The organism is Pseudomonas sp. BR20, from assembly GCF_050780135.1.
Classification (GTDB): Bacteria; Pseudomonadota; Gammaproteobacteria; order Pseudomonadales; family Pseudomonadaceae; genus Aquipseudomonas.
In genome coordinates this window covers 6,021,253-6,047,248 of sequence record NZ_CP172012.1, presented here as the reverse complement: position 1 = coordinate 6,047,248, position 25,996 = coordinate 6,021,253, and the positions used below count along the sequence as shown (strand labels likewise).

Below are 25,996 nucleotides of genomic sequence, written 5' to 3'. Positions count from 1 at the left end.
GTTTCCCCCTTGTTACACGTTACAGCTTAGTTGCCTTTGGCTTCCTTGCTATTCATTGAGACGCTTTCCAGCGCCTTTCGTGCCTGCTGCTTGCGTAATAATTGCCAATGGGCGATCACGCCTTTGGGGGCCCAGATCTGCGGTTCGGACGCTTCGAAGTTGTCTGCCTGCTCGCGTTCGCTCACATGCAACTGCGCCAGCTTGAAGGCTTGCTGCAAATCGTCGGTCTGGTTGAAGGCTTGGGCGAAGAGGGCGTCGCCGAAGTAGGTGAAGTCGGCCTCTTCGGAACAACCGAAGGACACGCGGTCGGCGCGCGAGGCGGTCATGATCAGGGTGCGTTCGTCTTTGAGCACGGGGATGAAGCCGCCGGAGTAGCAAGCCGAAATCACGACGATCTTGTCGCGGTTTTTCAGCGGCGCGAGCACGGCGGCCAGCTCGTCGGCGGGCAGATCGGCCAGTTCCATGCGTGGTTGGTCCAGCACCAGCTCGTGTTCGTGGGTGCCGTGGCTGGTCATGTAGATAAACACCAGGTCTTCCGGGCCGGTGCGCTCGGCCAGGGTTTGCACGGCACGGCGCAGGCTTTCGCGGGTGGCCAGCGGCCGGTCGGCGATATGGTCGCGATGGTTGACCAGGCGGATCTGCCCACGTGCGCCGAAGCGGGTGGCGAGCATATTGCTGACGTAATCGGCTTCGCGCAGGAACACGCTCTGTTTGCCGTCGCCGGCCACGGCCAAGGTGTACAGCTCCACGGCCGGGGTAGAGACGGGCACGGCGGCGAGGGCGGCGTCCAACAGGCGACCCTGGGCCAGTACGCCGATTTCCAGCGGATCGGGCAACAGCTTGCCGTCGGCATCACGCACGCGCATGCCGTTGACCCACGTGCCGGCCTGTACGGTGCCGTCGGTGAGTACCAGGGTGCCGCGGCCTTGATAGTTGTCGCTGTCGAAGCCACCAATGTAGAAGCTGCCGTCGGTCAGGTTCAGGCGGCCTTCGCCGGTAAAGCGCCAATCGCTGAACTGGCCGACGTAATGGCTGCCGTCGACGCCGATCAACTCGCCCTTGCCGCTGAGTGCGCCTTCCTTGAACTGGCCGATCCACACGTCGCCATCGGCGTTTTCGTAACGGCCCTTGCCGTTGAGTTGGTTCTGTTTGAACTGGCCGACATAGATGTCGCCGTCCGCGCTGTTGAAGGTACCGTTGCCCTCCAGCTGGCCGTCGACGAAGTGGCCACTGAACTGGTTGCCGCTGTCGTCATTGCGCTGGCCTTCGCCGTTCGGCTTGCCGTGGGCGAACTGGCCCTGATACTGGCTGCCGTCGGCCAGTTCCAGGCGGCCGAGGCCGGAATACTGGTCGTCCTTGAATTCGCCGCGATAGGTCATCTGCCCTTCTTTGAGGGTGCCTTCGCCGTTGCGCCGACCGTTCTTGAAGCCGCCGACATAGTGGCTGCCGGCTGTGGTCAGGCTGCCCTGGCCGTCGAACAGGCCTTGCTGGAACTGGCCTTTATAGATTTCGCCGTTGCTGCCATGCCATTCGCCCTGGCCGTGCCACTGGCCTTTGTCGAACTGCCCGGCGTACCAGCTGCCGTTGGGGTAATCCACGCGCCCCTGGCCTTGCAGCAAGCCATTGACCACATCGCCCCGGTAACGGCCGCCATCGGGCAGGCGCGCATCGGGCGGCAACAGCGATTCGCCGTTTCCGCAAGCGGTGAGCAACAGGGCAAGGGCAAGGGGGGCGAGTGGGCGCATAGCGGGATCCGGATATTTGAGCGCCGAGTATGCCGCAGCTGCGAGTTTCATACATAAATTTACATACCCTGTGGCGAGTTTCAGTGGCTCGCCACAGGGATGGGCTTACACGAAGTAGAGCGACAACGACTCGGCAACGTAAGCGGGTTTTTCCTGGCCATCGATTTCCAGGGTAGCGGTGGCCTTGAGCAACCACTGGCCGGGCTTTTTCTCGGTGACATCGGTGAGGGTCACGTTCAGGCGCACCTTGGAGTTGACCTTCACCGGCTGGATGAAACGCACGCTGTCCAGGCCGTAGTTGACCGCCATCTTCAGGCCTTCGGGCACGATCAGGATGTCTTCCATCAGCTTGGGCATCAGCGACAGCGACAGGAAACCGTGGGCGATGGTGCTGCCGAACGGGGTTTGCGCGGCCTTGACCGGGTCGACGTGGATGAACTGATGATCGCCGGTGGCTTCGGCGAACAGGTTGATACGTGCCTGGTCGATGGTGAGCCATTCGGAACGTCCCAGTTCCTTGCCGACATAATCTTTGAGCTGCGCTACGGGTACATAGGGCATTGCGTCTCTCCTTGGTTCATCGGTTCTGTTTTTTGGGGTTACAGAGAACCAATGTAGATCATCATGGGCATCCAGCCCGGTCAACCCACCATGCTTTTGGCGAATGCCGGGGCATAGGGCGGGCATGCTTATAATGCGGGCGGGTCTTGAGGGGGAGAGAACGGATGCTGTTACGCGGTCTGACATGGCTGGTGCTGTTTCAATTGATCGGCACGGCGATCAATCATTTGCTGGTGCCGGTACTACCGGGGCCGATCATCGGTCTGCTGTTGATGCTCGGTTTCCTGATCTGGCGTGGCGAAGTCGGCGAGCCCCTGAGCCTTGCGGCCAGTAGCTTGTTGCGTTACTTGCCGTTGCTGCTGGTACCGCCGGCGGTGGGGGTGATGGTGTATGCCAAGGATATTGCCGCTGATTTCTGGGCCATCGTCGGTGCACTGGTGTTGTCGCTGGTGATCGCCATGGGCTTTGTCGGGTTGTTGATGGAACGCATGGTCAAGCGCAAGGAGAAGGATCAATGATCTTCGACTGGCACGGCGCGTGGACGGCTGTGATTCATCACCCGCTGTTCGGTATCGGTATCACCCTGGGCGCCTATCAGTTGGTGCTGGCGGGTTTTGAGAAAACCCGCTGGATTTTCCTGCAACCGGTGCTGGTCTCCATGCTGCTGGTGATCGGCGTGTTGCTCACGTGCGGCCTGAGCTACGCCGAGTACCGCAAGAGCACGGAGATCATGGGGATTTTGCTGGGCCCGGCCACCGTCGCGCTGGCCGTGCCGCTTTATCTCAATCTGCGCCGCATTCGCCAATTGTTCTGGCCGATTTTTACTACGCTGGTGATAGGCGGCGTGCTGGCCACCGGCCTGTGCGTACTGCTGGGTTGGTGGTTTGGCGCCGAACACAGGATGTTGATGACCATGGCACCGAAGTCGGTGACATCGCCGATTGCCATGCTGGTGGCCGAGCAGATCGGCGGTGTGGCAGCCTTGGCGGCAGTGTTTGTGCTGATCACCGGGGTGGTGGGCGCGATGGTTGGCCCGGCGTTACTCTCGCGTCTTGGGGTGTACAGTCCCGAGGCGCGCGGCATGGCGCTGGGCATGACTGCCCACGCCGTCGGCACCTCGGTGGCCCTGCAGGAAAGCGAAGAGTGTGGCGCCTTTGCGGCGCTGGCCATGAGTCTGATGGGCGTAGCCACAGCGGTATTCCTGCCGCTGGCCGTGTCAGTGATTGTTTAAACCGGGTTTAAGGATGCCTTTATGAGTCTGGCGCTGTTCCCCCTCAATACCGTGCTGTTCCCTGGCTGCACCCTCGACCTGCAACTGTTCGAGGCGCGCTACCTGGACATGATCAGCCGCTGCATGAAAAAGGGCGAAAGCTTCGGCGTGGTGTGCATCCTCGATGGCAAGGAGGTGGGCATGGCCCCGGATGGCTATGCGCTGATCGGCTGCGAAGCGTTGATTCGCGACTTCAAGCAGCAGGACAACGGCCTGCTGGGGATTCGCGTCGAAGGCGGGCGACGCTTCCGCGTGCGTGACGCCGGTGTGCAGAAGGACCAGTTGCTGATAGCCGAGGTGCAATGGCTGGAAGAACTGCCGGACCAGGCGCTGGAAGAAGAGGATGCCGACCTGCTGGCTTTGCTCCAGGCCCTGGCCGAACATCCGATGGTCGCGTCGCTGGACATGGGCACCCATGCCGATGGCCAGCAAGCCTTGGGCAATCAACTGGCTTATCTGTTGCCGTTCACCGAGGCCGACAAGATCGACCTGCTGCAACTCGACGACCCGCAGCAGCGGCTGGATGCGATCCAGATGCTGCTCGATGAACTTCAGGGTGAGTTGTTCACCTGAGTTTCGGATCAGCCCTGCACCATTTTCAGATGTTTCTTCGTTGCTCCCGGTGCGTGGGCTGAAATAGTCGCCGATCACTCAACAATGATCGGGGATGAACATGATTCGGCTAGTGCAATCGGAGCAGGCAGCCTGGGACGCTTTTTTTGGCAGTATTGCCGCGCAATTGCTGCGGTTGGACGCCAAGCGCGGTCCGGAATACATCGCTGAACGCGCCGCGGAAATAGCTGATGAGATGTTGCTGGAGCGACGCGAGCGGTGTATTGAACGCCGCGCCGCGCCAGTTGATTGGCTCGGCCCGGCCCAGGATCAGTAGGCGTACCTGAGCAGCGCGTGGGGGGTGCCGGTAAAGGCAATGAAACCGAGCACCGCCACCACGGCGGGTAATACCAGCCACCAGGCCTTCTGCGGCATCGGCGGCAATGGGCTGCGGTACTGGCAGACGGTGAGGCTGAATGCACAGACGGTCATTGCCAGCAGCGTGCCGGCCAGGATGTCGGTGGGCCAATGGGCGCCGAGGTAGACCCGTGACAGCGCGATGAAGGCCGCAGGAATACAGCCCAGCAGCATCCAGGTCAGGCGCAGGCGCGTGGGTTGTCCGCGACCGGCCAGCACCGCCAACGCCAGAAAAAACGCAAACGCACCAGAGGCGTGGCCGCTGGGCATGCTGAAGCTGGTCAATGGGTCGGTGAGGATTTCCGGGCGGCCGCGGGCGAAAAACAGTTTGGTCCCGGTATTGATCACCGCCGCCCCGGCCAGGGTTGCACCGACAAACACGGCATGGCGCCATTGCCGCGCCAGTAGCAGCAGACCCGTGAATACGGCGCTGGCGAAGAACATTTTCTTGAACTCGCCCAACTGGGTCACCATCACCATGGTCTGGTCCAGCCAGGGGCTGCGATGCTCCTGCACCAGCGCACTCAGGCCGTGGTCGAAGTCGTCCAGGTGGGTATAGCCGATAAACAGGGCGATCAACAACGTCAGGCTGGCGCAACCTATCCATAAGGTCGCGCGACGATGGCCGCGCACGCTGGTGTTCAGGCTCAGCCCCAGCATGATCGCCAGGCAGGCTGTAACAACCCCCGCCTCAGGCCAGAACCCTTCCGGCAATGGCAAACGGAATGCAGCGCCGGTCGCCCAGCCCGGCAGCAGGTAGGCGACCGACCAACCCGCTGCTGCCAGCAGGCTGACCAGGGCGAAACGCGGGAACGGCATGTCGCACATCCCGGCGACCATCGGCAGCATCGGCCGCAATGGCCCGATGAAGCGGCCCACCAGCAGGCTGGCGATGCCGTATTTGTGGAAGTAGGTTTCCGCGCCGTTCATCCATTCCGGGTGGTGGCGCAGGCCTGGCAGGCGGCGGATGTTCTGATGGAAGTGTCGCCCCAGGAAGTAGGAAACCCCGTCGCCCAACAAGCCTCCCAGGAACCCCATCAGCAGGGTTTCACTCAGGGACAAGGCGCCGCTGCCAGCCAGTGCCGCAATGGCAAACAGCAACACCGTGCCCGGCACGATCAGCCCGGCAATGGCCAGGCATTCCACGCACGCGACGATAAACACCGCCGCCGCCAGCCATTGCGGGTTGAGGGTCAGCCAGCCGGTAATGCTATCGAGCCACTGGCCCATAAATCTTCACTCCATCGCCACAGATTCAAATCAAAAAGTAGTCGCGGCCTTCGACCTGGCCCCGGCGCAGTGGGTTCCGCGTGCAATAGGGCGCATAGCCAGCATCGACGAAGCGGTACATCAAGTGCTCGTCACGGCCGCTGGGGATGCCCAATCGGGTGGTCTGGATGATGTGCGTCGGTGTCTGGCCGACGTCTTCCACATAGAGCAATTCTTGATCAAAGCGCTTGGCATCCCACATCGGCACCTTCAGGCCCAGCGCCTTGCACAGCAACGTCTGGCCGGCACACAGCTTTTGCGACGCGCGCGGGCTGCCATCGGCATTCGGGTTGTTCAGCAGCATCTGCGCCAGGCTGGCGGGCCCGGAGGTTTCATCGACCCATGGATAGGCCGATTTGATCAGCACGGCATTGCCCGGCCCCTGCGCGCTGAAGTTCAGCGAATCCCCGCCACGGGCGTAGTACATATAGATATGCCCACCATCCAGAAACAAAGCCTTACGCTTTTCTGTGTAGCCAAGCGAGGCGTGGCTGCCTTTTTCGGCCACGTAATAGGCTTCGGTTTCAATAATTCGCGCCGAAAGCCAGATATCGCCGACACGATGGCGTATGACTTTTCCGAGCAAGTCTCGCGCGAGTATTTGCGCATCACGGTCGAAGAAGCTGTCGGGCAGGGCGCTGGCGGGGAGTTGGGGCGAAGAACTGGGCATGGTGGTCTGGGGTTAATACGGCTAAATGTGACGGAATAATAACAACTCCCACCTTAATTACGGCTGAACCCCAGGTTTTTACAGTTCATTTCGACCTTCCGCCCCTCACCGCTGTCAGTCGGGCGGCGTCACAGCTATAATCTGCCGCTTTCCTCTTTGCCAAGACTCCCTGACCATGACTGAGTCCGTTCTTGACTACATGACCCGCCTGGGTCGCGCTGCCCGTCAGGCCTCGCGGTTGATCGCCCGTGCGAGCACCGCGCAGAAGAACCGTGCCCTGCTGGCCGCCGCCGATGCTCTGGACGCTTCGCGCTCCGAGCTGACTGCCGCCAACGAACTGGACCTGGCCAACGGCCGCGCCAATGGCCTGGAGCCGGCCCTGCTGGATCGCCTGGCGCTGACCCCGGCCCGTATCGACGACATGATCGAAGGTTTGCGTCAGGTGGCCAAGCTGCCTGACCCCATCGGTGAAATCCGCGATATGCGTTACCTGCCGTCCGGTATCCAGGTCGGCAAGATGCGCGTGCCCCTGGGCGTGATCGGCATCATCTATGAGTCGCGCCCGAACGTGACCATCGACGCCGCGAGCCTGTGCCTCAAGTCGGGTAACGCCACCATCCTGCGTGGCGGTTCCGAGGCGATCAATTCCAACCGCGCCATTGCCGCCTGCATCCAGCAGGGCCTGGCCGTGGCCGAGTTGCCGGCCGACGTGGTGCAAGTGGTCGAAACCACCGACCGTGCCGCTGTCGGCGCGCTGATCACCCTGCCGGAATTCGTCGACGTGATCGTACCGCGCGGTGGCAAGAGCCTGATCGAGCGCGTCAGCCGCGATGCCAAGGTGCCCGTAATCAAGCACCTGGACGGCGTCTGCCACGTGTACATCGACATCGCCGCCGACATCGACAAGGCGATCCGCATCGCCGACAACGCCAAGACCCACCGCTACGCGCCGTGCAACACCATGGAAACCCTGCTGGTGCACGTCGGCATTGCCGAGCGCGTGCTGCCGCCGTTGGCTGCCATCTACCGTGACAAGGGTGTGGAACTGCGCGGTTGCGAACGCACCCGTGCCCTGTTGGGCGCGGACGTGATCGAAGCCACCGAAGAGGATTGGTACACCGAGTACACGGCGCCGATCCTGTCGATCCGCATCGTCGACGACCTGGACCAGGCTATCGAACACATCAACAAGTACGGTTCCAAGCACACCGACGCCATTGTTTCCGAGCATTTCAGCGACGCCCGGCGTTTCCTCACCGAAGTGGATTCCGCTTCGGTGATGATCAACGCCTCGACGCGCTTTGCCGACGGCTTCGAGTATGGCCTGGGGGCGGAGATCGGCATCTCCACCGACAAGCTCCACGCACGCGGCCCGGTTGGCCTGGAAGGCCTGACCAGCGAGAAGTACGTGGTGTTCGGCGACGGTCATGTGCGCACTTGATGGCTAAACGCATCGGGCTGCTCGGCGGTACCTTCGACCCCGTGCACATCGGCCATTTGCGCAGTGCCCTGGAAGTCGCGGATGCCTTGGCGTTGGATGAGCTGCGCCTGATCCCTAATTTCCGGCCGCCCCATCGCGATACCCCGCAGGTGTCGCCGCAGCAGCGCCTGGAAATGGTACGCCTGGCCGTAGAGGGCATACCGCCGCTGGTGGTGGACGATCGTGAGCTCAAACGCGATAAACCGTCCTACACTGTCGACACCCTGGAGCTGATGCGCGCCGAGTTGGCCGCGGATGACCAGTTGTTTCTGCTTTTGGGCTGGGACGCATTTTGCGGCCTGCCCTCTTGGCATCGCTGGGAGGAACTCCTCCAGCACTGCCACATCCTGGTTTTGCAACGCCCGGATGCCGACAGCGAACCGCCGGATGCCTTGCGCAACCTGCTGGCCGCGCGGTCGGTAAGTGACCCCTTGGCCCTGACCGGGCCAAACGGGAATATTGCATTCGTCTGGCAGACCCCGCTTGCGGTGTCCGCCACCCAGATCCGTCAACTGCTGGCCAGCGGGAAGTCGGTACGTTTCCTGGTGCCTGACGCGGTCCTGGCCTACATCGATGCGCACGGGCTTTACCGTGCGTCGAACTGAAAAGGCGCGCTTGAACGCACGAACAGTCGTGCAGCGAGCGCCCGAACATACGAGCAAAACGAGTTTTTTATGACGAACAAAGACGTAAGCAAAGTAAAACGCAAAGGCACGTTCAAAAGCGCCCCGCTGCCGGTTGAAGCCCACGTTGGGCCTGAACTGGCTGGCGAAGAGCTGGTAAAAGTCGCCGTTGCCGCCCTGGAAGACGTGAAGGCCCAGGACATCCAGGTCCTGGACGTGCGCGACAAGCAGAGCATCACCGACTTCATGATCATCGCCACCGGTACCTCCAATCGCCAGATCGGCGCGATGCTGGACAAGGTTCGCGAAGCCGTCAAAGCCCAAGGCGTGAAGCCGCTGGGTGAAGAAGGCAAGGGCGACAGCGACTGGGTGCTGCTGGACATGGACGACGTAATCGTTCACATGATGACTTCCAACGCCCGTCAGTTCTACGACCTGGAGCGTCTGTGGAAAGGCGCCGAGCAGAGCCGTGCCGCCGATGGCAAGCACCACAGCCCGGAAGTGGGGCACGCGCACTTCGACAAGCTCAACAAAGACCAGGAATAAGGAACGGCTGTGCGCCTGCGTCTGATTGCTGTCGGTTCACGCATGCCCAAGTGGGTGGAAGAAGGCTGGCACGAGTATGCCAAGCGTCTGCCCGCCGAGCTGTCGCTGGAACTGGTAGAGATACCGCTCAACACCCGGGGCAAGAATGCCGACGTGGCGCGCTTTATCCGTCAGGAAGGCGAAGCCATGCTGGCCAAGGTCGGTCCCAACGAGCGCATCGTCACCCTCGAAGTGCACGGCAAGCCCTGGAGCACCGAGCAGCTGGCGGTGGAACTGGATCGCTGGCGCCTGGACTCGCGCACCGTCAACTTCATGGTCGGCGGCCCCGAAGGGCTGGCGCCGGAAGTCTGCGCGCGGGCGGACCAGCGCTGGTCGCTGTCGGCGCTGACGCTGCCGCACCCGTTGGTAAGGATCCTGATTGGTGAACAGCTGTATCGCGCCTGGACAGTTCTGTCCGGGCACCCTTACCACAAATAATCTGCGCCCCTCCCGATGACCCAGCCGATCCGCATCAAGGACCACGAGAAAGACGCACGTCTAGTACGCGCGCGTGTGGTGTTTGGCGCTTTTATGGTGGTGGGTTTGATCGGGGTGCTGATTGCGCGCCTGTATTTCCTGCAGGTGATCCAGTACGACTATCACTCCACGCTGTCGGAGAACAACCGGGTGCATGTGCAGCCGATTCCGCCGACCCGTGGGCTGATCTTCGACCGCAATGGCGTGGTGGTGGCGGATAACCGGCCCAGCTTCAGCCTGAGCATGACCCGCGAACGTTCCGGTGATTGGCAGCAGGTCCTCGATGTGATCGTCGAGGTGTTGCAACTGACCCCGGAAGACCGGGTGATCTTCGAGAAACGCATGAAGCAGGGGCGTCGGCCATTCGAGCCGGTGCCGATCCTGTTCGAGCTGACCGAAGAGCAGATCGCGCGGATCGCGGTGAACCAGTTCCGCCTGCCGGGAGTGGAAGTAGTGGCACAGTTGGTGCGCCACTATCCCCAAGGGCCGCACTTTGCCCACTCCGTCGGCTACATGGGACGGATCAACGAGAAAGAGCTGAAAAGCCTCGATCCCGTCAATTACAGTGGCACCCACCATATCGGCAAGACCGGCATCGAGCGTTTCTACGAGCCCGAGCTGCACGGCCAGGTGGGTTACGAAGAAGTCGAGACCAATGCTCGCGGCCGCGTGCTGCGGGTGCTCAAGCGTACCGACCCGGTGCCGGGCAAGGACATTGTGCTGAGCCTGGACATCAAGCTGCAGGAAGCGGCCGAGATGGCGCTGGGCGGCCGGCGTGGCGCGGTGGTGGCGCTGGACCCGAAGACCGGCGAAGTGCTGGCGATGGTCAGCCAGCCGAGTTTCGACCCCAACCTGTTCGTCACCGGGATCAGCTTCAAGGCCTACGCCGAGCTGCGCGATTCCATCGACCGGCCGCTGTTCAACCGCGTACTGCGCGGCCTGTACCCGCCGGGTTCGACCATCAAGCCGGCGGTGGCGATTGCCGGCCTGGACGCCGGTGTGGTGACTGCATCGAGCCGGGTCTACGACCCTGGTTACTACATGCTGCCCAACTACGATCACAAATACCGTAACTGGAACCGCACCGGTGACGGCTATGTCGACCTGGATACGGCGATCATGCGTTCCAACGACACCTATTTTTACGACCTGGCCCACAAGCTGGGGATCGACCGCTTGTCCGCCTACATGGGCAAGTTCGGCCTCGGTCAGAAAGTCTCCCTGGATATGTTCGAAGAATCCCCTGGCCTGATGCCATCGCGGGAGTGGAAGCGTGCGACCCGCCGCCAGGCGTGGTTCCCGGGCGAAACCCTGATCCTCGGCATCGGCCAGGGCTATATGCAGGCCACGCCTTTGCAGCTGGCCCAGGCCACGGCGCTGGTGGCCAACAAAGGCATCTGGAACCGCCCGCACCTGGCCCGGACCATCGAAGGCGAAAAGCCTTTGGATGAAAACCCCATCCCTGACATCGTGCTGCGCGACCCGTCCGACTGGACCAAGGTCAACCACGGCATGCAGCAGGTTATGCATGGCGCACGCGGTACCGCGCGCAAGGCGGCGATCGGTGCGCAATACCGTATCGCCGGCAAAAGTGGTACCGCCCAGGTGGTCGCGATCAAGCAGGGCGAGAAATACGACCGCTCCAAGGTCCAGGAACGCCACCGCGACCACGCCTTGTTTGTGGGTTTTGCCCCGGCCGACGACCCGAAAATCGTGGTGGCGGTGATGGTCGAGAACGGCGAGTCCGGCTCCGGTGTGGCGGCGCCTGTGGTGCGCCAGGTGATGGACGCCTGGTTGCTGGCCGACGACGGCAGGCTCAAGCCCGAATATGGCGGTCCCCCTTCAACCCCAGAGGTTACGGCCAGTGAAGAGTAATTTTGACCGCATCCTCTCCAGCGAGGATGTGATGCGTCGCCGCGCGACGCTGCTGCAGCGCATGCACATTGATGGTCCGTTGCTGATCCTGCTGCTGACCCTGGCGGCGGGCAGCCTGTTCGTGCTGTATTCGGCCAGCGGCAAGAACTGGGACTTGCTGATCAAGCAGGCGTCGTCGTTCGGCCTGGGCCTGCTGTCGATGGTGGTGATCGCCCAACTGGAGCCGCGTTTCATGGCGCGCTGGGTGCCGCTCGGCTATGTCGCCGGCGTATTGCTGCTGGTGGTGGTGGACGTCATGGGCCACAACGCCATGGGCGCGACCCGCTGGATCAACATTCCGGGGGTGATTCGCTTCCAGCCGTCGGAATTCATGAAGATCCTGATGCCGGCGACTATCGCCTGGTACCTGTCCAAGCGCACCTTACCGCCGCAGCTCAAGCACGTGGGTATCAGCCTGATCCTGATCGGGGTTCCGTTTGTGCTGATCGTGCGTCAGCCTGACCTCGGCACCTCGCTGCTGATCCTGGCCGGCGGTGCGTTCGTGCTGTTCATGGGCGGCTTGCGCTGGCGCTGGATCCTCAGCGTGCTGGCGGCGGCAGTACCGGTGGCCGTGGCCATGTGGTTCTTCTTTATGCACGACTACCAGAAGCAGCGAATCCTGACTTTCCTCGATCCCGAAAGCGACCCGCTCGGCACCGGTTGGAACATTATCCAGTCGAAGGCGGCCATCGGTTCCGGCGGGGTCTTTGGCAAGGGCTGGCTGCTGGGCACCCAGTCGCATTTGGACTTTTTGCCCGAGAGCCACACCGACTTCATTATTGCGGTGATGGGCGAAGAGTTCGGCCTGGTAGGCATTTGCGCGTTGTTGCTGATCTATTTGTTATTGATTGGTCGTGGCCTGGTGATTACCGCACAGGCGCAGACGCTGTTCGGCAAATTGCTCGCCGGCAGCCTGACCATGACTTTTTTTGTTTACGTTTTCGTCAACATCGGTATGGTCAGTGGCCTGCTGCCGGTGGTTGGGGTGCCGTTGCCGTTCATTAGCTACGGCGGAACTTCGCTGGTGACATTGCTGTCAGCGTTTGGGGTTTTGATGTCGATTCATACGCATCGCAAGTGGATCGCACAGGTTTGAATAAGGTGAAGATGTCAATGCAAGTAATGCGCGGCTGGGCGACTCGGCATGCGTCCTGGATGGGCCTGATTGGGCTGCTGGGCGCAACGCAGGAGGCGCAGGCCGGTGACTACGATGGCTCACCCCAGGTCGCCGAGTTCGTCGGTGAAATGACCCGCGACTACGGTTTCGCCGGTGAACAGCTGATGGGCGTGTTTCGCGAAGCGCAGCGCAAGCAGGCGATCCTCGATGCTATCTCTCGCCCCGCCGAGCGCGTGAAACAGTGGAGCGAATATCGCCCTATGTTCCTCACCGACGCCCGCGTGGCCCGGGGTGTGGACTTCTGGCGCCAGCACGAGGCCGTGCTGGCCCGCGCCGAGCAGGAATACGGCGTGCCGGCCCAGGTCATCGTTGCGATCATTGGCATTGAAACCTTCTACGGGCGCAATACTGGCAGTTACCGGGTGATCGACGCCCTGTCGACCCTGGGCTTCGATTACCCGCCGCGCGCCGACTTTTTCCGCAAGGAACTGCGTGAATTCCTGCTGTTGGCCCGTGAAGAGCAGGTCGACCCGCTGACCCTCAAAGGCTCCTACGCCGGTGCGATGGGCTTGCCGCAGTTCATGCCGAGCAGCTTTCGCGCCTACGCGGTGGATTTCGACGGCGACGGGCATATCAATATCTGGAGCAACCCGGACGATGCCATCGGCAGTGTGGCCAGCTACTTCAAGCGCCATGGTTGGGTCGGTGGCGAGCCGGTGGTGATCCGCGCCGATGTCACCGGGGAGCACGCCGATGAAGGCCTGACCCAGGGCATTGAGCCGGCCAAGACGGTCGGGGAGTTGCGGGCGCTGGGCTGGTCGAGTCAGAATGCGCCACGCGACGATATGCCGGTGACGGCGTTCCGCCTCGAAGGTGAAAACGGCCCTGAATACTGGATGGGCCTGAAGAATTTCTACGCAATCACGCGTTATAACCGCAGTGTGATGTACGCCATGGCCGTGCATCAGCTGTCAGACATGCTGGTCCAAGCACGGGGCAACAAGTAATGCGGGCATCGCCGTTCAATCAACCGCTCAAGCTGGTGGCGTTCGCCGCGTTGTCCCTGCTCGTCGTCAGTTGTTCCACCAGCCGTGGCCCGGTACAGAAGTCCGGCGGCACGGCTGTGCGTTCCCAGCCAGGACTGGACATCAACCGCGCGCACAAAGACGGCGCGCCGTGGTGGGATGTCGACGTGTCGAAGATCCCGGATGCCACGCCGACCCTGCACACCGGCCCATACAAGGCCAACCCCTACACGGTGCTGGGCAAGTCCTACTTCCCGTTGCAGGACTCCAAGACCTACGTGCAATCGGGCACGGCGTCCTGGTATGGCACCAAGTTCCACGGTCAGAACACCGCTAACGGCGAGGTATACGACCTGTACGGCATGAGCGCGGCCCACAAGACCCTGCCGCTGCCCAGCTATGTCCGCGTGACCAACCTGGACAACAACCGCACGGTGATCCTGCGGGTCAACGACCGTGGACCGTTCTATTCGGATCGCATCATCGACTTGTCCTACGCCGCCGCGAAAAAACTCGGCTATGCCGAAACCGGTACCGCGCGGGTCAAGGTCGAAGGCATCGATCCGGCGCAGTACTGGGCCCAGCGTGGCAAACCCGCGCCGTTGATGCTCAACGAGCCGCAGAGTGCGCAGCCGCAAGTGACGGCATCAACCGGCAAGATCGAACAGTGGACACCGCCACCGCAGCAGCACGCACCCGATACCGTGGTCGTGCCCCATGCGGCGCCAGGCGCCGCGGTCGCGGGCGGGCAATACCTGCAAGTGGGCGCTTTCGCCAACCCGGATGCGGCAGAACTGTTAAGGTCCAAGCTCAGCAGCATGGTCAGCGCGCCAGTGTTTATCAGCTCCATCGTGCGTAACCAGCAAACGTTGCACCGTGTGCGTATGGGCCCGATCGGTTCGCCGAGCGAGGTCGCACAAGTGCAGAACAGCGTGCGTCTGGCCAACCTGGGGCAACCCAGCGTGGTCACCGCTGAATAAAAAAGGATTGATGGCTCAGGTCCGTGCGCGGGTGTGAGCCGTGGTTGTTGGCTCGTTGAACAATAAAAACCCAGGGGCAAGGGGTGAGCGTGCAACCGAACACGTGACAGTCTGGTAGCGGGCTGTCTGAATAAGTTTTGCCCGCGAGGGCAAGTTTCCATAAGCAATTTCGAGAGACGGATGAACATCACCACCTTAGCCAAACGCACGTGCCTGCTTCTTTCGCTGATCATCACCCCGGCCGCCTGGGCGGTTGAAATGGTGCCGGCTTCACCGCAACTGGCTGCCAAGTCCTGGGTCCTCATGGATGCCGCCAGTGGCAACGTGCTGGTCGAGAGCAACGGTGACCAGCGCCTGCCACCGGCCAGCCTGACCAAGCTGATGACCGCCTACATCGCGACCCTGGAAATCCGTCGCGGCCAGATCGGCGAAAACGACCCGGTGACCGTCAGCGAAAACGCCTGGCGTACCGGCGGTTCGCGGATGTTCATCAAGGTGGGCTCGCAAGTCACCGTGAGCGACCTGCTGCACGGCATCATCATCCAGTCCGGTAACGACGCCAGCGTCGCCCTGGCCGAGCACATCGCCGGCAGCGAAGACGCATTCGCTGACATGATGAACAAAACTGTGGCCGACCTGGGCATGACCAACAGCCACTTCATGAACCCCACCGGCCTGCCAAACCCTGAGCACTATTCGTCGGCTCACGACATGGCGATCCTGGCGCGCGCGATCATTCGTGTCGACCCGGTGCACTACGCGATCTACTCCCAGAAGGAGTTCTTCTGGAACAACATCAAGCAGCCTAACCGCAACCTGTTGCTGTGGCGCGACAAGACTGTCGATGGCCTGAAGACCGGCCACACCGACGAAGCCGGCTACTGCATGGTGTCGTCTGCGGTACGTGATGGCCAGCGCCTGATCGCCGTGGTCTTCGGCACCAACAGCGAGCAGGCCCGTGCGGCCGAGACGCAAAAACTGCTGACCTACGGTTTCCGCTTCTTCGAAACCCAGACCTTCTACCAGAAGGGTGCTGAACTGGCGACCGCGCCGGTGTGGAAAGGCGCGACCTCGCAGGTCAAGGCCGGCCTGGCTGAAGACCTGACCCTGACCATGCCTAAAGGCCAGCTGAAAAAGCTCGCTGCCAGCATGACCATGAACCCGCAATTGGTTGCTCCCATCGCCAAGGGTGACGTGATCGGTAAAGTCGAAGTGAAACTGGACGACAAGGTGGTGCACAGCGCCGACCTGATCGCGCTGGACGCCGTCGACGAAGGTGGTATCTTCCGCCGCGTGTGGGATAGCATCCGTCTATTCTTCTACGGCTTGTTCAACTGATTGTGTGCACCTGCAAAGCCCCGCGTTGATCCGACGCGGGGCTTTGCCGTCGCCACGGCTTACCGCTTACGAGGCCGTTCTGCCATGACCGATAAAGAAGTAAAGGCGCCAAAGATCGAATTCCCGGTGACGGATTATCCCGTCAAGGTGATCAGCGATACCGGTGTAGGCAACAAAGACAAGATTCTGGATATCGTGCGTAAACACGCGACGATCAATGACAACCGGGTGGACGAGCGTTCGAGCACCAACGGTAAGTACACCACGATCCAGTTGCACATCGTTGCGACCGGTCAAGACCAGCTCTACGACATCAATAGCGAACTGCGGGCCACCGGCTTCGTGCACATGGTGCTGTGATGTCACAGGTCCTGGGCTTTCGCGAGCTCGGTCGGATGGACTACGAGCCCGTCTGGCATGCCATGCAGCGGTTCACGAATGAACGCGGCACTTCGGCACCCGATGAAATCTGGCTGGTGGAGCACCCGCCGGTGTTCACCCAGGGCCAGGCCGGCAAAGCCGAACATCTGCTGCTGCCGGGGGATATTCCGGTGGTGCAGGTCGACCGAGGTGGCCAAGTGACTTACCATGGGCCCGGTCAACTGGTGGCGTACCTGCTGCTGGACGTGCGCAAGCTGGGTTTTGGCGTGCGCGACCTGGTGAGCCGTATGGAGGCTTGCCTGATCGAGCTGTTGGCCAGTTACGGCGTGAGCGCCGCGGCCAAGCCCGATGCACCCGGTGTGTATGTGGATGGCGCGAAAATCGCGTCCCTCGGTTTGCGCATTCGCCACGGTTGTTCCTTTCATGGCCTGGCCCTGAACGTGGACATGGACCTGGCACCGTTCCGGCGGATCAACCCGTGCGGTTATGCCGGGCTGGCGATGACCCAACTGAGCGACCACGCCACACCGATTAAATTTGCCGAGGTAAGTGCCCGGCTGCGTGCGCAGCTCGTCAAACACCTCGACTATGCTGAGCAGACGACCCTCACGGGCGGAATCGACTGATTATGACTACTGATGCAGTGCAAACCATGATCCCGACGCTGGACATCACCGAGCGTCCGGCCCCGGCCCCGCGTGCCAAGGTGGAAGCCGGCGTCAAGCTGCGCGGCGCCGAGAAGGTTGCACGCATCCCGGTCAAGATCATCCCGACCACCGAATTGCCGAAAAAACCCGACTGGATCCGCGTGCGCATCCCGGTTTCGCCGGAAGTCGACCGTATCAAGGCCTTGCTGCGCAAACACAAGCTGCACAGCGTGTGCGAAGAGGCGTCCTGCCCGAACCTGGGCGAATGCTTCTCCGGCGGCACCGCCACCTTCATGATCATGGGTGACATCTGCACCCGTCGTTGCCCGTTCTGCGACGTTGGCCATGGCCGGCCGAAGCCACTGGACGTCAACGAACCGGAAAGCCTGGCCATCGCCATCGCCGACCTGAAACTCAAATACGTGGTGATCACCTCGGTTGACCGTGACGACCTGCGCGACGGCGGTGCCCAGCACTTTGCCGACTGCATCCGCGAAATCCGCAAACTGTCGCCGAACGTGATGCTCGAGACCCTGGTGCCGGACTACCGTGGCCGTATGGACGTCGCGCTGGAAATCACCGCCGCCGAGCCGCCGGATGTGTTCAACCACAATCTGGAAACCGTGCCACGCCTGTACAAGGCCGCGCGTCCAGGTTCGGACTACCAGTGGTCGCTGACCCTGCTGCAGAAATTCAAGCAGATGATGCCGCACATCCCGACCAAATCCGGCTTGATGCTGGGCCTGGGCGAGACCGATGAAGAAGTGATCGAAGTCATGAAGCGCATGCGCGAACACGATATCGACATGCTGACCCTGGGCCAGTACCTGCAACCGTCGCGCAGCCACTTGCCGGTGCAGCGTTTTGTGCACCCGGACACCTTCGCCTGGTTCGCCGAAGAAGGTTACAAGATGGGCTTCAAGAACGTCGCCTCGGGCCCGTTGGTACGCTCTTCGTACCACGCCGACGAGCAGGCCAAGCTGGTCAAGGCTAGCCTGGTTTCCTGAGAGGGGTTTAGATCCAGTGTGGGAGGGGGCTTGCCCCCGATTGCGGTATGTCAGTCGCTACATGTGCTGGCTGATCCACCGCTATCGGGGGCAAGCTCCCTCCCACATTTCGTTCTGCGTTAGTTAGGGAGAGTTGTGTATGACTGCAGCCGTTCCAGCCCTTCGTTCTGAAGGCACTATCGCCCTGATCGCCCCCGCCGGCCCCGCCGTGCTGGACGTTGAAAAGGCCGGCCAATGGATGCGTACGCGCGGCTACGATCTGCGAATTTCCCCCGGTGTCTATGAACGCGACGGCTACCTCGCCGGCAGCGATGCAGTGCGCCTGCGTGACCTGCACGCGGCTTTTGCCGATCCGCACATCGACGCTATCTTCTGTCTGCGCGGTGGTTACGGCACACCACGGCTGCTCGACGCGCTGGATTTCGACCTGCTGCGGGCCAATCCCAAGCCGTTCGTCGGCTATAGCGACATCACCGCCCTGCACCTGGCAATCAACCGTTACGCCGGTTTCGTGACCTTCCACGGGCCGATGCTCAATGCCGACCTGCTCGGCGGCAAACAACAACCTACCGAGTCATCATTGTTCGGCCTTCTGCGCGGCCAGCTGGGCGCCGGCAGTGTGCTGGCGCACCCGGTGGCGTACCCGCTGACCACGATTGAGCCTGGCATTGCCTGTGGGCGCTTGCTGGGGGGTAACCTGTCGATGATTGCGGCGGTCATGGGGACGCCTTACGAAATAGATGCTGAAGGCATCATCCTGTTTATCGAAGACGTCAATGAGCCGATCTACCGCATTGACCGTCTGCTGACCCACCTGCGTCTGGCGGGCAAGTTGGCGCAGGTCGCGGGTGTGCTGGCAGGGGATGTGGCGGGTGTGGATAACGTTGCGCTGGAGCGCCTGCTGAAGCAGACGTTCGAGCCGTTGCGCATACCGGTACTGGCCGGCTGGCGCAGCGGGCATTGCGATCCGAACCTGACGCTGCCGATGGGCGCATTGGTACGGCTGGATGCGGGGGAGCAGCGGGTGGTGTTGGAGCAGGATGTGGTGGTCAGGTCCTGAATCTGTTGGCGTTTGAGACACCGCAATCGGGGGCAAGCACCCGATTGCGGTAGTCGCCATACGCGGATCTATCGGTTTTGCAGCGACTCCAGCAATTTCACCGTCGGATACCCATCCGCCGGCCAGCCCAGCGCCTGCTGCGCCGCCCGAATCGCCTTGCGCGTGTTGGCGCCGATAATCCCATCCGGGTTGCCGGCGTCGTAGCCATTGGCGCTCAGCGCCGTCTGCAGGTCAATGCGTTGGGAACGGCTCAGCGGCAGTTCATCCTTCGGCCAATCGCCACGAATCACACCGCCGCCGCCAAAGCGCTCCGACAACAGACCCACTGCCAGTGCATAGGACGACGAGTTGTTGTACTTGAGGATCGCGCGGAAGTTATCCAGCACCAGGAACGCCGGGCCACGGTAGCCTGCCGGTAGCAGCAGGGCGGCGGACAGTTGGTCGACGTTCGGCGGCATGCTCGCGCCCGGTGGCAGCTGAATGCCCAGTTTCATCCAATCGGCAATGCTCTTGCGCACGCCGCCGTCAGCCAGGGCGTAGTCGAAGTTCGCCGGCAATTGCTTGACTTCAAAGCCCCACGGCTGGCCTTTCTGCCAACCGGAGCTTTGCAGGTAGTGCGCGGTGGACGCGAGGGCGTCGGCCGGGCTGTTCCAGATGTCGCGGCGACCGTCGCCATCGAAGTCCACCGCGTGGGTGTTGTAAGTGGTCGGAATGAACTGGGTCTGGCCCATGGCCCCGGCCCAGGAGCCCTTCATCTGGTCGGCGGCGATGTCGCCGTGCTGGATGATCTGCAGCGCCGCGAGCAATTGCGCCTGGGCAAAGGCCGGGCGGCGGCCTTCATAGGCCAGGGTCGCCAGGGAACGGATCACCGAGTTGTTGCCCTGGAACTGGCCGAAATTACTCTCCATGCCCCACACCGAGACCAGCGCCTGGCGGTCGACGCCATAACGCTGCTCGATGCTTTGCAGGATGTCGGCGTACTTGACCAGCAACGCCTGGCCATTGCGTACGCGCACGGGCGACAGGGCACCGTCGAGGTATTCCCACACCGGTCGGGAAAACTCCGGCTGGCTGCGGTCGGCGCGAATCACCGCCATATCGGGGGTGACATTGGCGAATGCAGTGTCGAAAACGTCGGCCGTGATGCCGGCCTGCAGGGCTTGCGCGCGAAAGCCAGCCTGCCATTCAGCAAAGGTCTGGGTCGGTTGGATGTCGAGATTGTCCACGGCCAGGGGGGCCACGACGGCAGGTGCTACCACGGGTGCGGTCTGGAGCTTCGGCAAGGGTTGGGCATCGGCGGCGGTGGGTTTTTCCGCGCAGGCGACAAGCAGAATGAGGCTGGAGGCAGCGATCAATTGGCGAAGGTGCCAACGACGGGAAAGACAAGAGGGCATGCACAGGTCCAGGAATTACAAATCAGGCACAGACCTTATCATGCCAGAGGGGCGCTTGCCTTCAGGCAGCCAGAAAGTAAGAAGCCTCCCAGCTATTAGACTGGAAGGCTTCGCGGCGGTAGCTGCCTTTGCCTTTGCCGGCGCGTTCCTGACGGCTGCGGAACAGTGGCTGGGCGATGATGGATTTGGCCTTGTTGGGGCCATGCTTGGATGGCTTTTTGCTCATGGTCGATGCTCTTGATGGGGGGATGCGGCGCAAATAATCTGCCGAAGTCAGGCCGCTGTAAAGCCCATGAATTGTAAACGCAATCAAAAGTGTGGAAGGGGGCTTGCCCCCGATGATGGTGTTTCAGTCAATACATGTGTCGACTTCAGCTCCGCCATCGGGAGCAAGCCCCCTCCCACATTGGTTCTGTGGTGTGTGGAAACTAGGGTTATTCCGCTGGCAATGTCAGGCGCTGACCGGCCATCAACAGCGACAAACGGCTGAGGCTCATCCACGGTGAACCCGCCGCCTGGCCCTTGATCTGTGCATCAATGCGCTGCGCCTCCAGCAACAGCTGCGCCCAGCGTTGCGCCGAGTGCCGTTGCAGGGCTTTGCTCATCAGGGGTTTGCGCTTGTCCCACACCGGTGGCCGAGCCTGGCTGAAGCATTTGTCCAATGGCGTGCCTTGACTGTATTGCAGGGCAATGTTCGCCAGTACCCGCAACTCCCGGGCCAGGGCCCAGAGAATCACCGGTGGCTCCACCCCTTCGCCGCGCAGGCCTTCGAGCATGCGCAGGGCATGGGCGGGCTCGCCGTTGAGGATCGCATCCACCAGCCCGAACACGTCAAAACGTGCACTGTCTGCTACTGCGCCTTGGACGGTCTCGACGGTAATCTGCCCGTCTTCGGCCATCAGCTTGAGCTTTTCGATCTCCTGAGCGGCGGCAAGCAAGTTGCCTTCGACCCGCGCGGCGATCAGCTCCACTGCATCCTGTGTCGCGGACAGCCCCGCCTGGGACAGGCGCTGGCGAATCCATTGCGGTAACTGATTGCTGTCCACTGGCCAGATCTGGATGAACTGGGTGTGCGCCCCCTCCACCAGGGCCTTGCCCCACTTGGTCTTCTGCGCGCTGCCGTCGAGCTTGGGCAGGCTGATCAGCAACACCGTGTCTTCGGCGGGCCGCGAGCAGTATTCCATCAGTGCCGCCGCGCCCTTATCGCCGGGCTTGCCCGACGGCAGGCGCAGCTCCAGCAGGCGTTTTTCGGCGAACAGCGACATGCTTGCACCGGCTTGCAGCAGCGTGCCCCAGTCGAAACTGGCGTCGGCGCTGAATACCTGGCGTTCATCGAAGCCCTGCTGGCGTGCGGCGGTACGGATGGCGTCGGCGGCTTCCTGGCACAGCAGCGGGTCATCACCGCTGACGATGTAGACAGGCGCGAGGCCACCTTGCAGGTGTTTGGCGAGTTGGGCGGGGGCGAGTTTCATAGGCAGGGTGAGCGGGGCGCCTGGGGCGCCCCGTCTGGCTTACTCGACAGGTACTTCAACAGGCGATTGTTTCGGCGTGTTGTCTTCGTACTCTTTCGCGGCTTTCAGCGCGTCGGCATCGGCCTTGGCCTTGTCGTCAGCGCGTTGCTGCAAGGTTTCGAGTTGTTGCGGAGTCAGCAGCGACAGGCGCAGGACCATGCGTTGCACCAGCTCGCGACGCATCTCCTTGCGCACCTGGATGATTTCGGAGTCCGAACCCACCAGGTTGTTACCATCGTGGCTGACAATCTTCTGCACCTGAATGTCGTCATTCATCAAGGGCAGGCGATCGCGGCCCTGGATTTCAAAACTGAGCACGGTGCTCAGTTCGATATCGGACGCGCGCCCGGCGCTGGCGTAGCTCAGGTTGCGCTGGGTTTCTTTCTCGTTAGCCAGGAACAGCTTGTAAGTCGCGCCGGTGTAGACGTGCACGCCGCTGTTTTGCAGGACCTGGCGCAGCTGGGTCACGGTCTCGCTGTAGGCGTCGCGAGCGCTGACGTCCAGTTCCTTGATCGTCAGGTCATTGGTGCCGGTGCCGCGCAGCTGGAAGCCGCAAGCGCTCAGCAGTACGGCAAGGCCCATAACCAGCAGATTGCGTTTGATCATTTTTGTTGCTCCCCTTGAAACCATGTGGGCCTTATCGAGGCCCTGAAGGCTTTGTTCGGCGCAGGGCTTGAGCCCCACGCCCGATCCGATTAGCTAGCGACGATATTGACCAGTTTGCCAGGCACCACGATCACTTTGCGGATCGTCAGGCCTTCGGTAAAGCGCAGCACGTTCTCGTTGACCCGTGCGGCCGCTTCGACTTCTTCACGGCTGGCACTGGCCGGCATGTCGATCTGGCCACGCAGTTTACCGTTGACCTGGATGACCAGTTGCAGCGTGTCCTGTACCAGGGCGCTGTCATCCTGCACCGGCCAGCGTGTATCGATGACCGCATCGCTATGGCCCAGGCGGCTCCACAGTTCGTGGCTGATGTGCGGCGTGATCGGCGCCAGCAGCAGGGTGACCGTTTCCAGGCCTTCCTGCACCAGTGCGCGATCCTGTTCGGTCGCTTGCGGGGCTTTTTCCAGCACGTTCATCAGCGTCATCACCTGGGCGATGGCGGTGTTGAACTTGTGGTTCTGGCCCACGTCCTGACTGGCTTGCTTGATGGCCAGGTGAGTGCTGCGGCGAATGAGTTTCTGCTCGTCGCTCAACGACGCTACGTCGAGCTTGGCCGGCAGGCCCTGGCTGACATGGGCGTGCGCCAGGCGCCAGACGCGCTTGAGGAAACGGTGCGAACCTTCGACGCCGGAGTCGGACCATTCGGCGCTCATGTCAGGCGGCGAGGCGAACATCATGAACAGGCGGCAGGTATCGGCGCCGAACTGATCGATCATTGACTGAGGGTCGACGCCGTTGTTCTTCGACTTGGCCATCTTCTCGGTGCCGCCGATTTCCACCGGCAGGCCGTCAGCGATCAGTTTGGCGCTGATGACCTTGGCTTTGCTGTCGCGCTCAAGCTCGACGTCCGCCGGGTTGAACCAGGTGTAGGCGCCATTGGCTTCGCGACGATAGTAGGTCTCGGCGATCACCATGCCCTGGGTCAGCAGGTTCTTGAACGGTTCGTTGGAGCTCACCAAGCCTTCGTCGCGCATCAGCTTGTGGAAGAAGCGCGCGTACAGCAGGTGAAGAATGGCGTGTTCGATACCACCGATGTACTGGTCTACCGGCAACCAGTGGTCGGCTGCGGTTTTTTCCACCAGGCCGCCTTCGTAATGAGGCGACGCGTAGCGAGCGTAGTACCACGAGGACTCGACGAAGGTGTCCATGGTGTCGGTTTCACGCTTGGCAGGCTGGCCGCATTTCGGGCAACTGCACTCGTAGAACTCGGGCATGCGTGCCAATGGCGAACCGGCGCCGTCCGGCACCACGTCTTCCGGCAGGACGACCGGCAGTTGGTCTTCCGGCACCGGCACGTCACCGCAGGTTTCGCAGTGGATGATCGGGATCGGGCAGCCCCAGTAGCGCTGGCGGCTGATGCCCCAGTCGCGCAGGCGGAACTGGGTGCGCGAGGCACCGAGGTTCTTCTTGATCAGTGCAACTTCGATGGCGTCGAAGGCACCGGCGAAGTCCAGGCCGTCGAACTCACCGGAGTTGATCAGCGTACCGTGCTCGCCGTAGGCGTCTTGCCACGGCGCCGGGTTGGTGTCGCCCGAACTGGTGCGCACCACCGACTTGATCGGCAGGTTGTACTTGGTGGCGAATTCGAAATCGCGCTCGTCGTGGGCCGGCACAGCCATTACTGCGCCATCACCGTAGTGCATCAACACGTAGTTGGCGACCCATACCGGCAACTTCTCGCCGGTCAGCGGGTGCTCGACGAACAGGCCGGTCGGCAGGCCTTTTTTCTCCTGGGTGGCGACGTCGGCTTCAGCCACGCTGCCGCCTTTGCATTCGGCGATGAACGCCTGCAGCTCGGGGTTGTTCTGTGCGGCCTGGGTGGCCAGCGGGTGCTCGGCGGCCACGGCGACGTAGGTCGCGCCCATCAGGGTGTCGGGACGGGTGGTGAAGACTTTGAGTGCGCCCGCTTCGCCGATGGAGTCGACGTTGTACGGGAATTGCACTTCCATGCCCTTGGACTTGCCGATCCAGTTGCGCTGCATGGTCTTGACCTGTTCAGGCCAGCCCGGCAAATCGTCGAGGCTCGACAAGAGTTCATCCGCGTAGGCGGTGATCTTGAAGTAGTACATCGGGATTTCGCGCTTTTCGATCAGCGCGCCGGAGCGCCAGCCGCGACCGTCGATCACCTGTTCGTTGGCCAGGACGGTCTGGTCGACAGGGTCCCAGTTCACGGTGCCGCTTTTTTTGTAGATCACGCCTTTTTCGAACAGGCGGGTGAACAGCCATTGTTCCCAGCGGTAGTAGTCCGGCTTGCAGGTGGTGACTTCGCGGGACCAGTCCACCGCCAGGCCCAGGCTGCGCAGCTGGGTCTTCATGTAGGCGATGTTTTCGTAGGTCCACTTGGCGGGGGCCACGTTGTTTTTCATCGCGGCGTTTTCCGCCGGCATGCCGAAGGCGTCCCAACCCATGGGCTGCAGGACGTTCTTGCCTTGCATGCGCTGGTAGCGGGAGATCACGTCGCCGATGGTGTAGTTACGCACATGCCCCATGTGTAGCTTGCCGCTGGGGTAAGGGAACATCGATAGGCAATAGAAAGTCTCCTTGCCTGGCTGTTCACTGACTTCAAAGGACTTTTGCTCGTCCCAGAAGGTTTGGGCGGCATTTTCTATTTCACGGGGCTGATATTGTTCGTGCATGGCTACTTTTGAACTGAATAGGGGTGGCCTAATCCTCTTCGGTGCAACGTTCAGGTTGTTCGACACCAAAAAGCGGCGCGTCCGTGCCCAAACCCTGCGGGAAGTGGAGTTACAGGAAGCGCCGTAGCATACATGACCCCACTCTATCGAGGGAAACCCTGATTGCGCGGCGAGGGCCGTCTGTCGCGGCGCCGGGCAGGCGCAGCCACGGGGACTACGCTGTTTATTGGGGAGCAAGTCTTTCTTCAATGAGGTGAGGGGATGGTCGAATCGCAGCGAATCGCAACGAAACCGGAAATCTACGAAGGACTGATCGACCGATTGGGTCGTGCATTGGATGCAGCGAGGACCGCGGGCCGATTGCGTGATGAACGGCCCGTCGAGTTGGAACTGCGCGGTTTGAGCCGTGCGGAGCTGGAACTGATCAAAGCTTACCTGGAACGTAACAAGCGCAGTGCGCCTCCTTGGGTGGCAACCCCGCCAGCCAAAGAGCCTACGCACTCAGCCAAGGTGGTGTGGCTCAAGGACTTGTCGGCCGGTCGTGGCCCGGAAAGGCTCCGGTCCGCCCGCTTCAAGTAGTTCACTCGCCTGAATCACGTCATCGTGCCATGTCACTGTAAAGATTGTCGCTGAACCCCGTTACACCTTAGGCTTCGGGCATCTTTGGAGAT

General features: G+C 61.8%; 27 protein-coding genes. 18 read left to right on the top strand and 9 right to left on the bottom strand.

Annotated elements, in window-relative coordinates:
* Positions 1-26: 26 nt before the first annotated feature.
* Positions 27-1,745: a C13 family peptidase gene (locus ACHPFG_RS27855; RefSeq protein WP_431701015.1), complete on the bottom strand. Its 1,719-nt coding sequence runs from the start codon at positions 1,743-1,745 to the stop codon at positions 27-29.
* 105 nt (positions 1,746-1,850) lie between these two features.
* Positions 1,851-2,306, bottom strand: a complete 456-nt coding sequence (locus ACHPFG_RS27850) for a MaoC family dehydratase (protein WP_027605226.1) — start codon at positions 2,304-2,306, stop codon at positions 1,851-1,853.
* Positions 2,307-2,470: 164 nt separating this feature from the next.
* Between ACHPFG_RS27850 and ACHPFG_RS27845 the strand changes: the two genes are divergently transcribed.
* The 4 genes from ACHPFG_RS27845 to ACHPFG_RS27830 all read left to right on the top strand — a co-directional run bounded on the left by ACHPFG_RS27845 (position 2,471) and on the right by ACHPFG_RS27830 (position 4,465).
* Positions 2,471-2,824: a CidA/LrgA family protein gene (locus tag ACHPFG_RS27845; protein ID WP_131700088.1), complete on the top strand. Its 354-nt coding sequence runs from the start codon at positions 2,471-2,473 to the stop codon at positions 2,822-2,824.
* Entirely contained in the window at positions 2,821-3,537 is a 717-nt protein-coding gene (locus ACHPFG_RS27840; protein WP_184746293.1) for an LrgB family protein, read from the top strand. Before ACHPFG_RS27845 ends, ACHPFG_RS27840 begins: the two co-directional genes overlap by 4 nt.
* A gap of 21 nt (positions 3,538-3,558) precedes the next feature.
* A complete protein-coding gene (locus ACHPFG_RS27835) occupies positions 3,559-4,149 on the top strand; it encodes an LON peptidase substrate-binding domain-containing protein (protein ID WP_431701014.1) in 591 nt (196 codons plus the stop codon).
* A gap of 100 nt (positions 4,150-4,249) precedes the next feature.
* Positions 4,250-4,465 (top strand): hypothetical protein, encoded by a 216-nt coding sequence (locus tag ACHPFG_RS27830; protein WP_131700091.1) that lies wholly within the window; start codon positions 4,250-4,252, stop codon positions 4,463-4,465.
* Here the strand turns inward: ACHPFG_RS27830 and ACHPFG_RS27825 are convergent.
* Both ACHPFG_RS27825 and ACHPFG_RS27820 read right to left on the bottom strand, forming a co-directional pair.
* Positions 4,459-5,775: a bifunctional DedA family/phosphatase PAP2 family protein gene (locus ACHPFG_RS27825; RefSeq protein ID WP_431701013.1), complete on the bottom strand. Its 1,317-nt coding sequence runs from the start codon at positions 5,773-5,775 to the stop codon at positions 4,459-4,461. The genes ACHPFG_RS27830 and ACHPFG_RS27825 overlap by 7 nt on opposite strands.
* Before the next feature lie 25 nt (positions 5,776-5,800).
* Positions 5,801-6,484 carry a DNA-3-methyladenine glycosylase gene (locus ACHPFG_RS27820; RefSeq protein WP_131700093.1) on the bottom strand — a complete coding sequence of 228 codons (684 nt, stop codon included), beginning with the start codon at positions 6,482-6,484 and terminating at the stop codon, positions 5,801-5,803.
* A gap of 175 nt (positions 6,485-6,659) precedes the next feature.
* Here ACHPFG_RS27820 and ACHPFG_RS27815 point away from each other — a divergent pair, with 175 nt between their 5' ends.
* The 13 genes from ACHPFG_RS27815 to ACHPFG_RS27755 all read left to right on the top strand — a co-directional run bounded on the left by ACHPFG_RS27815 (position 6,660) and on the right by ACHPFG_RS27755 (position 19,118).
* On the top strand, positions 6,660-7,925 hold the full coding sequence (locus tag ACHPFG_RS27815; RefSeq protein WP_131700094.1) for a glutamate-5-semialdehyde dehydrogenase: 1,266 nt from the start codon (positions 6,660-6,662) through the stop codon (positions 7,923-7,925).
* The gene (gene nadD, locus ACHPFG_RS27810) at positions 7,925-8,569 is read left to right on the top strand and encodes a nicotinate-nucleotide adenylyltransferase (protein ID WP_065910068.1); all 645 of its coding nucleotides are present in this window, start codon (positions 7,925-7,927) and stop codon (positions 8,567-8,569) included. The genes ACHPFG_RS27815 and nadD overlap by 1 nt, the downstream gene beginning before the upstream one ends.
* Positions 8,570-8,638: 69 nt before the next feature.
* The gene (gene rsfS / locus ACHPFG_RS27805) at positions 8,639-9,133 is read left to right on the top strand and encodes a ribosome silencing factor (protein ID WP_003176298.1); all 495 of its coding nucleotides are present in this window, start codon (positions 8,639-8,641) and stop codon (positions 9,131-9,133) included.
* A 9-nt stretch (positions 9,134-9,142) separates the two neighbouring features.
* Positions 9,143-9,610, top strand: a complete 468-nt coding sequence (gene rlmH, locus ACHPFG_RS27800) for a 23S rRNA (pseudouridine(1915)-N(3))-methyltransferase RlmH (protein ID WP_003176297.1) — start codon at positions 9,143-9,145, stop codon at positions 9,608-9,610.
* Between the two features lie 15 nt (positions 9,611-9,625).
* Entirely contained in the window at positions 9,626-11,524 is a 1,899-nt protein-coding gene (mrdA, locus tag ACHPFG_RS27795; protein WP_145336738.1) for a penicillin-binding protein 2, read from the top strand.
* Positions 11,525-11,555: 31 nt separating this feature from the next.
* Positions 11,556-12,659 carry a rod shape-determining protein RodA gene (gene rodA, locus ACHPFG_RS27790; protein WP_431703530.1) on the top strand — a complete coding sequence of 368 codons (1,104 nt, stop codon included), beginning with the start codon at positions 11,556-11,558 and terminating at the stop codon, positions 12,657-12,659.
* Positions 12,660-12,676: 17 nt separating this feature from the next.
* Entirely contained in the window at positions 12,677-13,687 is a 1,011-nt protein-coding gene (gene mltB / locus ACHPFG_RS27785; protein ID WP_131700096.1) for a lytic murein transglycosylase B, read from the top strand.
* The gene (locus ACHPFG_RS27780; protein ID WP_141156097.1) at positions 13,687-14,685 is read left to right on the top strand and encodes a septal ring lytic transglycosylase RlpA family protein; all 999 of its coding nucleotides are present in this window, start codon (positions 13,687-13,689) and stop codon (positions 14,683-14,685) included. Before mltB ends, ACHPFG_RS27780 begins: the two co-directional genes overlap by 1 nt.
* Before the next feature lie 180 nt (positions 14,686-14,865).
* Positions 14,866-16,023, top strand: a complete 1,158-nt coding sequence (locus tag ACHPFG_RS27775) for a D-alanyl-D-alanine carboxypeptidase family protein (RefSeq protein ID WP_027605239.1) — start codon at positions 14,866-14,868, stop codon at positions 16,021-16,023.
* Positions 16,024-16,107: 84 nt separating this feature from the next.
* On the top strand, positions 16,108-16,383 hold the full coding sequence (locus ACHPFG_RS27770; protein ID WP_017848340.1) for a DUF493 domain-containing protein: 276 nt from the start codon (positions 16,108-16,110) through the stop codon (positions 16,381-16,383).
* Complete coding sequence (gene lipB, locus ACHPFG_RS27765; protein ID WP_027605241.1) at positions 16,383-17,030, top strand: lipoyl(octanoyl) transferase LipB; 648 nt, start codon at positions 16,383-16,385, stop codon at positions 17,028-17,030. The genes ACHPFG_RS27770 and lipB overlap by 1 nt, the downstream gene beginning before the upstream one ends.
* A 26-nt stretch (positions 17,031-17,056) precedes the next feature.
* On the top strand, positions 17,057-18,058 hold the full coding sequence (gene lipA / locus ACHPFG_RS27760) for a lipoyl synthase (protein WP_057444888.1): 1,002 nt from the start codon (positions 17,057-17,059) through the stop codon (positions 18,056-18,058).
* A gap of 139 nt (positions 18,059-18,197) precedes the next feature.
* Positions 18,198-19,118 (top strand): S66 peptidase family protein, encoded by a 921-nt coding sequence (locus ACHPFG_RS27755; protein ID WP_431701012.1) that lies wholly within the window; start codon positions 18,198-18,200, stop codon positions 19,116-19,118.
* A 68-nt stretch (positions 19,119-19,186) separates the two neighbouring features.
* Here ACHPFG_RS27755 and ACHPFG_RS27750 read toward each other — a convergent pair whose 3' ends face one another.
* The 5 genes from ACHPFG_RS27750 to leuS all read right to left on the bottom strand — a co-directional run bounded on the left by ACHPFG_RS27750 (position 19,187) and on the right by leuS (position 25,325).
* Positions 19,187-20,512, bottom strand: a complete 1,326-nt coding sequence (locus tag ACHPFG_RS27750) for a lytic murein transglycosylase (protein WP_431701011.1) — start codon at positions 20,510-20,512, stop codon at positions 19,187-19,189.
* A gap of 61 nt (positions 20,513-20,573) precedes the next feature.
* Entirely contained in the window at positions 20,574-20,738 is a 165-nt protein-coding gene (gene arfA, locus ACHPFG_RS27745) for an alternative ribosome rescue factor ArfA (RefSeq protein WP_003176285.1), read from the bottom strand.
* 208 nt (positions 20,739-20,946) lie between these two features.
* On the bottom strand, positions 20,947-21,984 hold the full coding sequence (gene holA / locus ACHPFG_RS27740; RefSeq protein ID WP_431701010.1) for a DNA polymerase III subunit delta: 1,038 nt from the start codon (positions 21,982-21,984) through the stop codon (positions 20,947-20,949).
* Between the two features lie 39 nt (positions 21,985-22,023).
* The gene (gene lptE / locus ACHPFG_RS27735) at positions 22,024-22,629 is read right to left on the bottom strand and encodes an LPS assembly lipoprotein LptE (protein ID WP_339542683.1); all 606 of its coding nucleotides are present in this window, start codon (positions 22,627-22,629) and stop codon (positions 22,024-22,026) included.
* 89 nt (positions 22,630-22,718) lie between these two features.
* Positions 22,719-25,325, bottom strand: coding sequence for a leucine--tRNA ligase (gene leuS / locus ACHPFG_RS27730; protein WP_431701009.1), 2,607 nt, complete (start codon positions 25,323-25,325; stop codon positions 22,719-22,721).
* 261 nt (positions 25,326-25,586) lie between these two features.
* Here leuS and ACHPFG_RS27725 point away from each other — a divergent pair, with 261 nt between their 5' ends.
* Entirely contained in the window at positions 25,587-25,904 is a 318-nt protein-coding gene (locus tag ACHPFG_RS27725) for a hypothetical protein (protein WP_053138081.1), read from the top strand.
* The last annotated feature ends 92 nt before the right edge of the window (positions 25,905-25,996 follow it).

Excerpts from the sequence above, each read along its gene's own strand:
- ACHPFG_RS27855 (WP_431701015.1), bottom strand. The coding sequence starts at position 1,745 with ATGCGCCCACTCGCCCCCCTTGCCCTTGCCCTGTTGCTCACCGCTTGC.
- ACHPFG_RS27850 (WP_027605226.1), bottom strand. The coding sequence starts at position 2,306 with ATGCCCTATGTACCCGTAGCGCAGCTCAAAGATTATGTCGGCAAGGAA.
- ACHPFG_RS27845 (WP_131700088.1), top strand. The coding sequence starts at position 2,471 with ATGCTGTTACGCGGTCTGACATGGCTGGTGCTGTTTCAATTGATCGGC.
- ACHPFG_RS27840 (WP_184746293.1), top strand. The coding sequence starts at position 2,821 with ATGATCTTCGACTGGCACGGCGCGTGGACGGCTGTGATTCATCACCCG.
- ACHPFG_RS27835 (WP_431701014.1), top strand. The coding sequence starts at position 3,559 with ATGAGTCTGGCGCTGTTCCCCCTCAATACCGTGCTGTTCCCTGGCTGC.
- ACHPFG_RS27830 (WP_131700091.1), top strand. The coding sequence starts at position 4,250 with ATGATTCGGCTAGTGCAATCGGAGCAGGCAGCCTGGGACGCTTTTTTT.
- ACHPFG_RS27825 (WP_431701013.1), bottom strand. The coding sequence starts at position 5,775 with ATGGGCCAGTGGCTCGATAGCATTACCGGCTGGCTGACCCTCAACCCG.
- ACHPFG_RS27820 (WP_131700093.1), bottom strand. The coding sequence starts at position 6,484 with ATGCCCAGTTCTTCGCCCCAACTCCCCGCCAGCGCCCTGCCCGACAGC.
- ACHPFG_RS27815 (WP_131700094.1), top strand. The coding sequence starts at position 6,660 with ATGACTGAGTCCGTTCTTGACTACATGACCCGCCTGGGTCGCGCTGCC.
- nadD (WP_065910068.1), top strand. The coding sequence starts at position 7,925 with ATGGCTAAACGCATCGGGCTGCTCGGCGGTACCTTCGACCCCGTGCAC.
- rsfS (WP_003176298.1), top strand. The coding sequence starts at position 8,639 with ATGACGAACAAAGACGTAAGCAAAGTAAAACGCAAAGGCACGTTCAAA.
- mrdA (WP_145336738.1), top strand. The coding sequence starts at position 9,626 with ATGACCCAGCCGATCCGCATCAAGGACCACGAGAAAGACGCACGTCTA.
- rodA (WP_431703530.1), top strand. The coding sequence starts at position 11,556 with ATGCGTCGCCGCGCGACGCTGCTGCAGCGCATGCACATTGATGGTCCG.
- mltB (WP_131700096.1), top strand. The coding sequence starts at position 12,677 with ATGCAAGTAATGCGCGGCTGGGCGACTCGGCATGCGTCCTGGATGGGC.
- ACHPFG_RS27780 (WP_141156097.1), top strand. The coding sequence starts at position 13,687 with ATGCGGGCATCGCCGTTCAATCAACCGCTCAAGCTGGTGGCGTTCGCC.
- ACHPFG_RS27775 (WP_027605239.1), top strand. The coding sequence starts at position 14,866 with ATGAACATCACCACCTTAGCCAAACGCACGTGCCTGCTTCTTTCGCTG.
- ACHPFG_RS27770 (WP_017848340.1), top strand. The coding sequence starts at position 16,108 with ATGACCGATAAAGAAGTAAAGGCGCCAAAGATCGAATTCCCGGTGACG.
- lipB (WP_027605241.1), top strand. The coding sequence starts at position 16,383 with ATGTCACAGGTCCTGGGCTTTCGCGAGCTCGGTCGGATGGACTACGAG.
- lipA (WP_057444888.1), top strand. The coding sequence starts at position 17,057 with ATGATCCCGACGCTGGACATCACCGAGCGTCCGGCCCCGGCCCCGCGT.
- ACHPFG_RS27755 (WP_431701012.1), top strand. The coding sequence starts at position 18,198 with ATGACTGCAGCCGTTCCAGCCCTTCGTTCTGAAGGCACTATCGCCCTG.
- ACHPFG_RS27750 (WP_431701011.1), bottom strand. The coding sequence starts at position 20,512 with ATGCCCTCTTGTCTTTCCCGTCGTTGGCACCTTCGCCAATTGATCGCT.
- arfA (WP_003176285.1), bottom strand. The coding sequence starts at position 20,738 with ATGAGCAAAAAGCCATCCAAGCATGGCCCCAACAAGGCCAAATCCATC.
- holA (WP_431701010.1), bottom strand. The coding sequence starts at position 21,984 with ATGAAACTCGCCCCCGCCCAACTCGCCAAACACCTGCAAGGTGGCCTC.
- lptE (WP_339542683.1), bottom strand. The coding sequence starts at position 22,629 with ATGATCAAACGCAATCTGCTGGTTATGGGCCTTGCCGTACTGCTGAGC.
- leuS (WP_431701009.1), bottom strand. The coding sequence starts at position 25,325 with ATGCACGAACAATATCAGCCCCGTGAAATAGAAAATGCCGCCCAAACC.
- ACHPFG_RS27725 (WP_053138081.1), top strand. The coding sequence starts at position 25,587 with ATGGTCGAATCGCAGCGAATCGCAACGAAACCGGAAATCTACGAAGGA.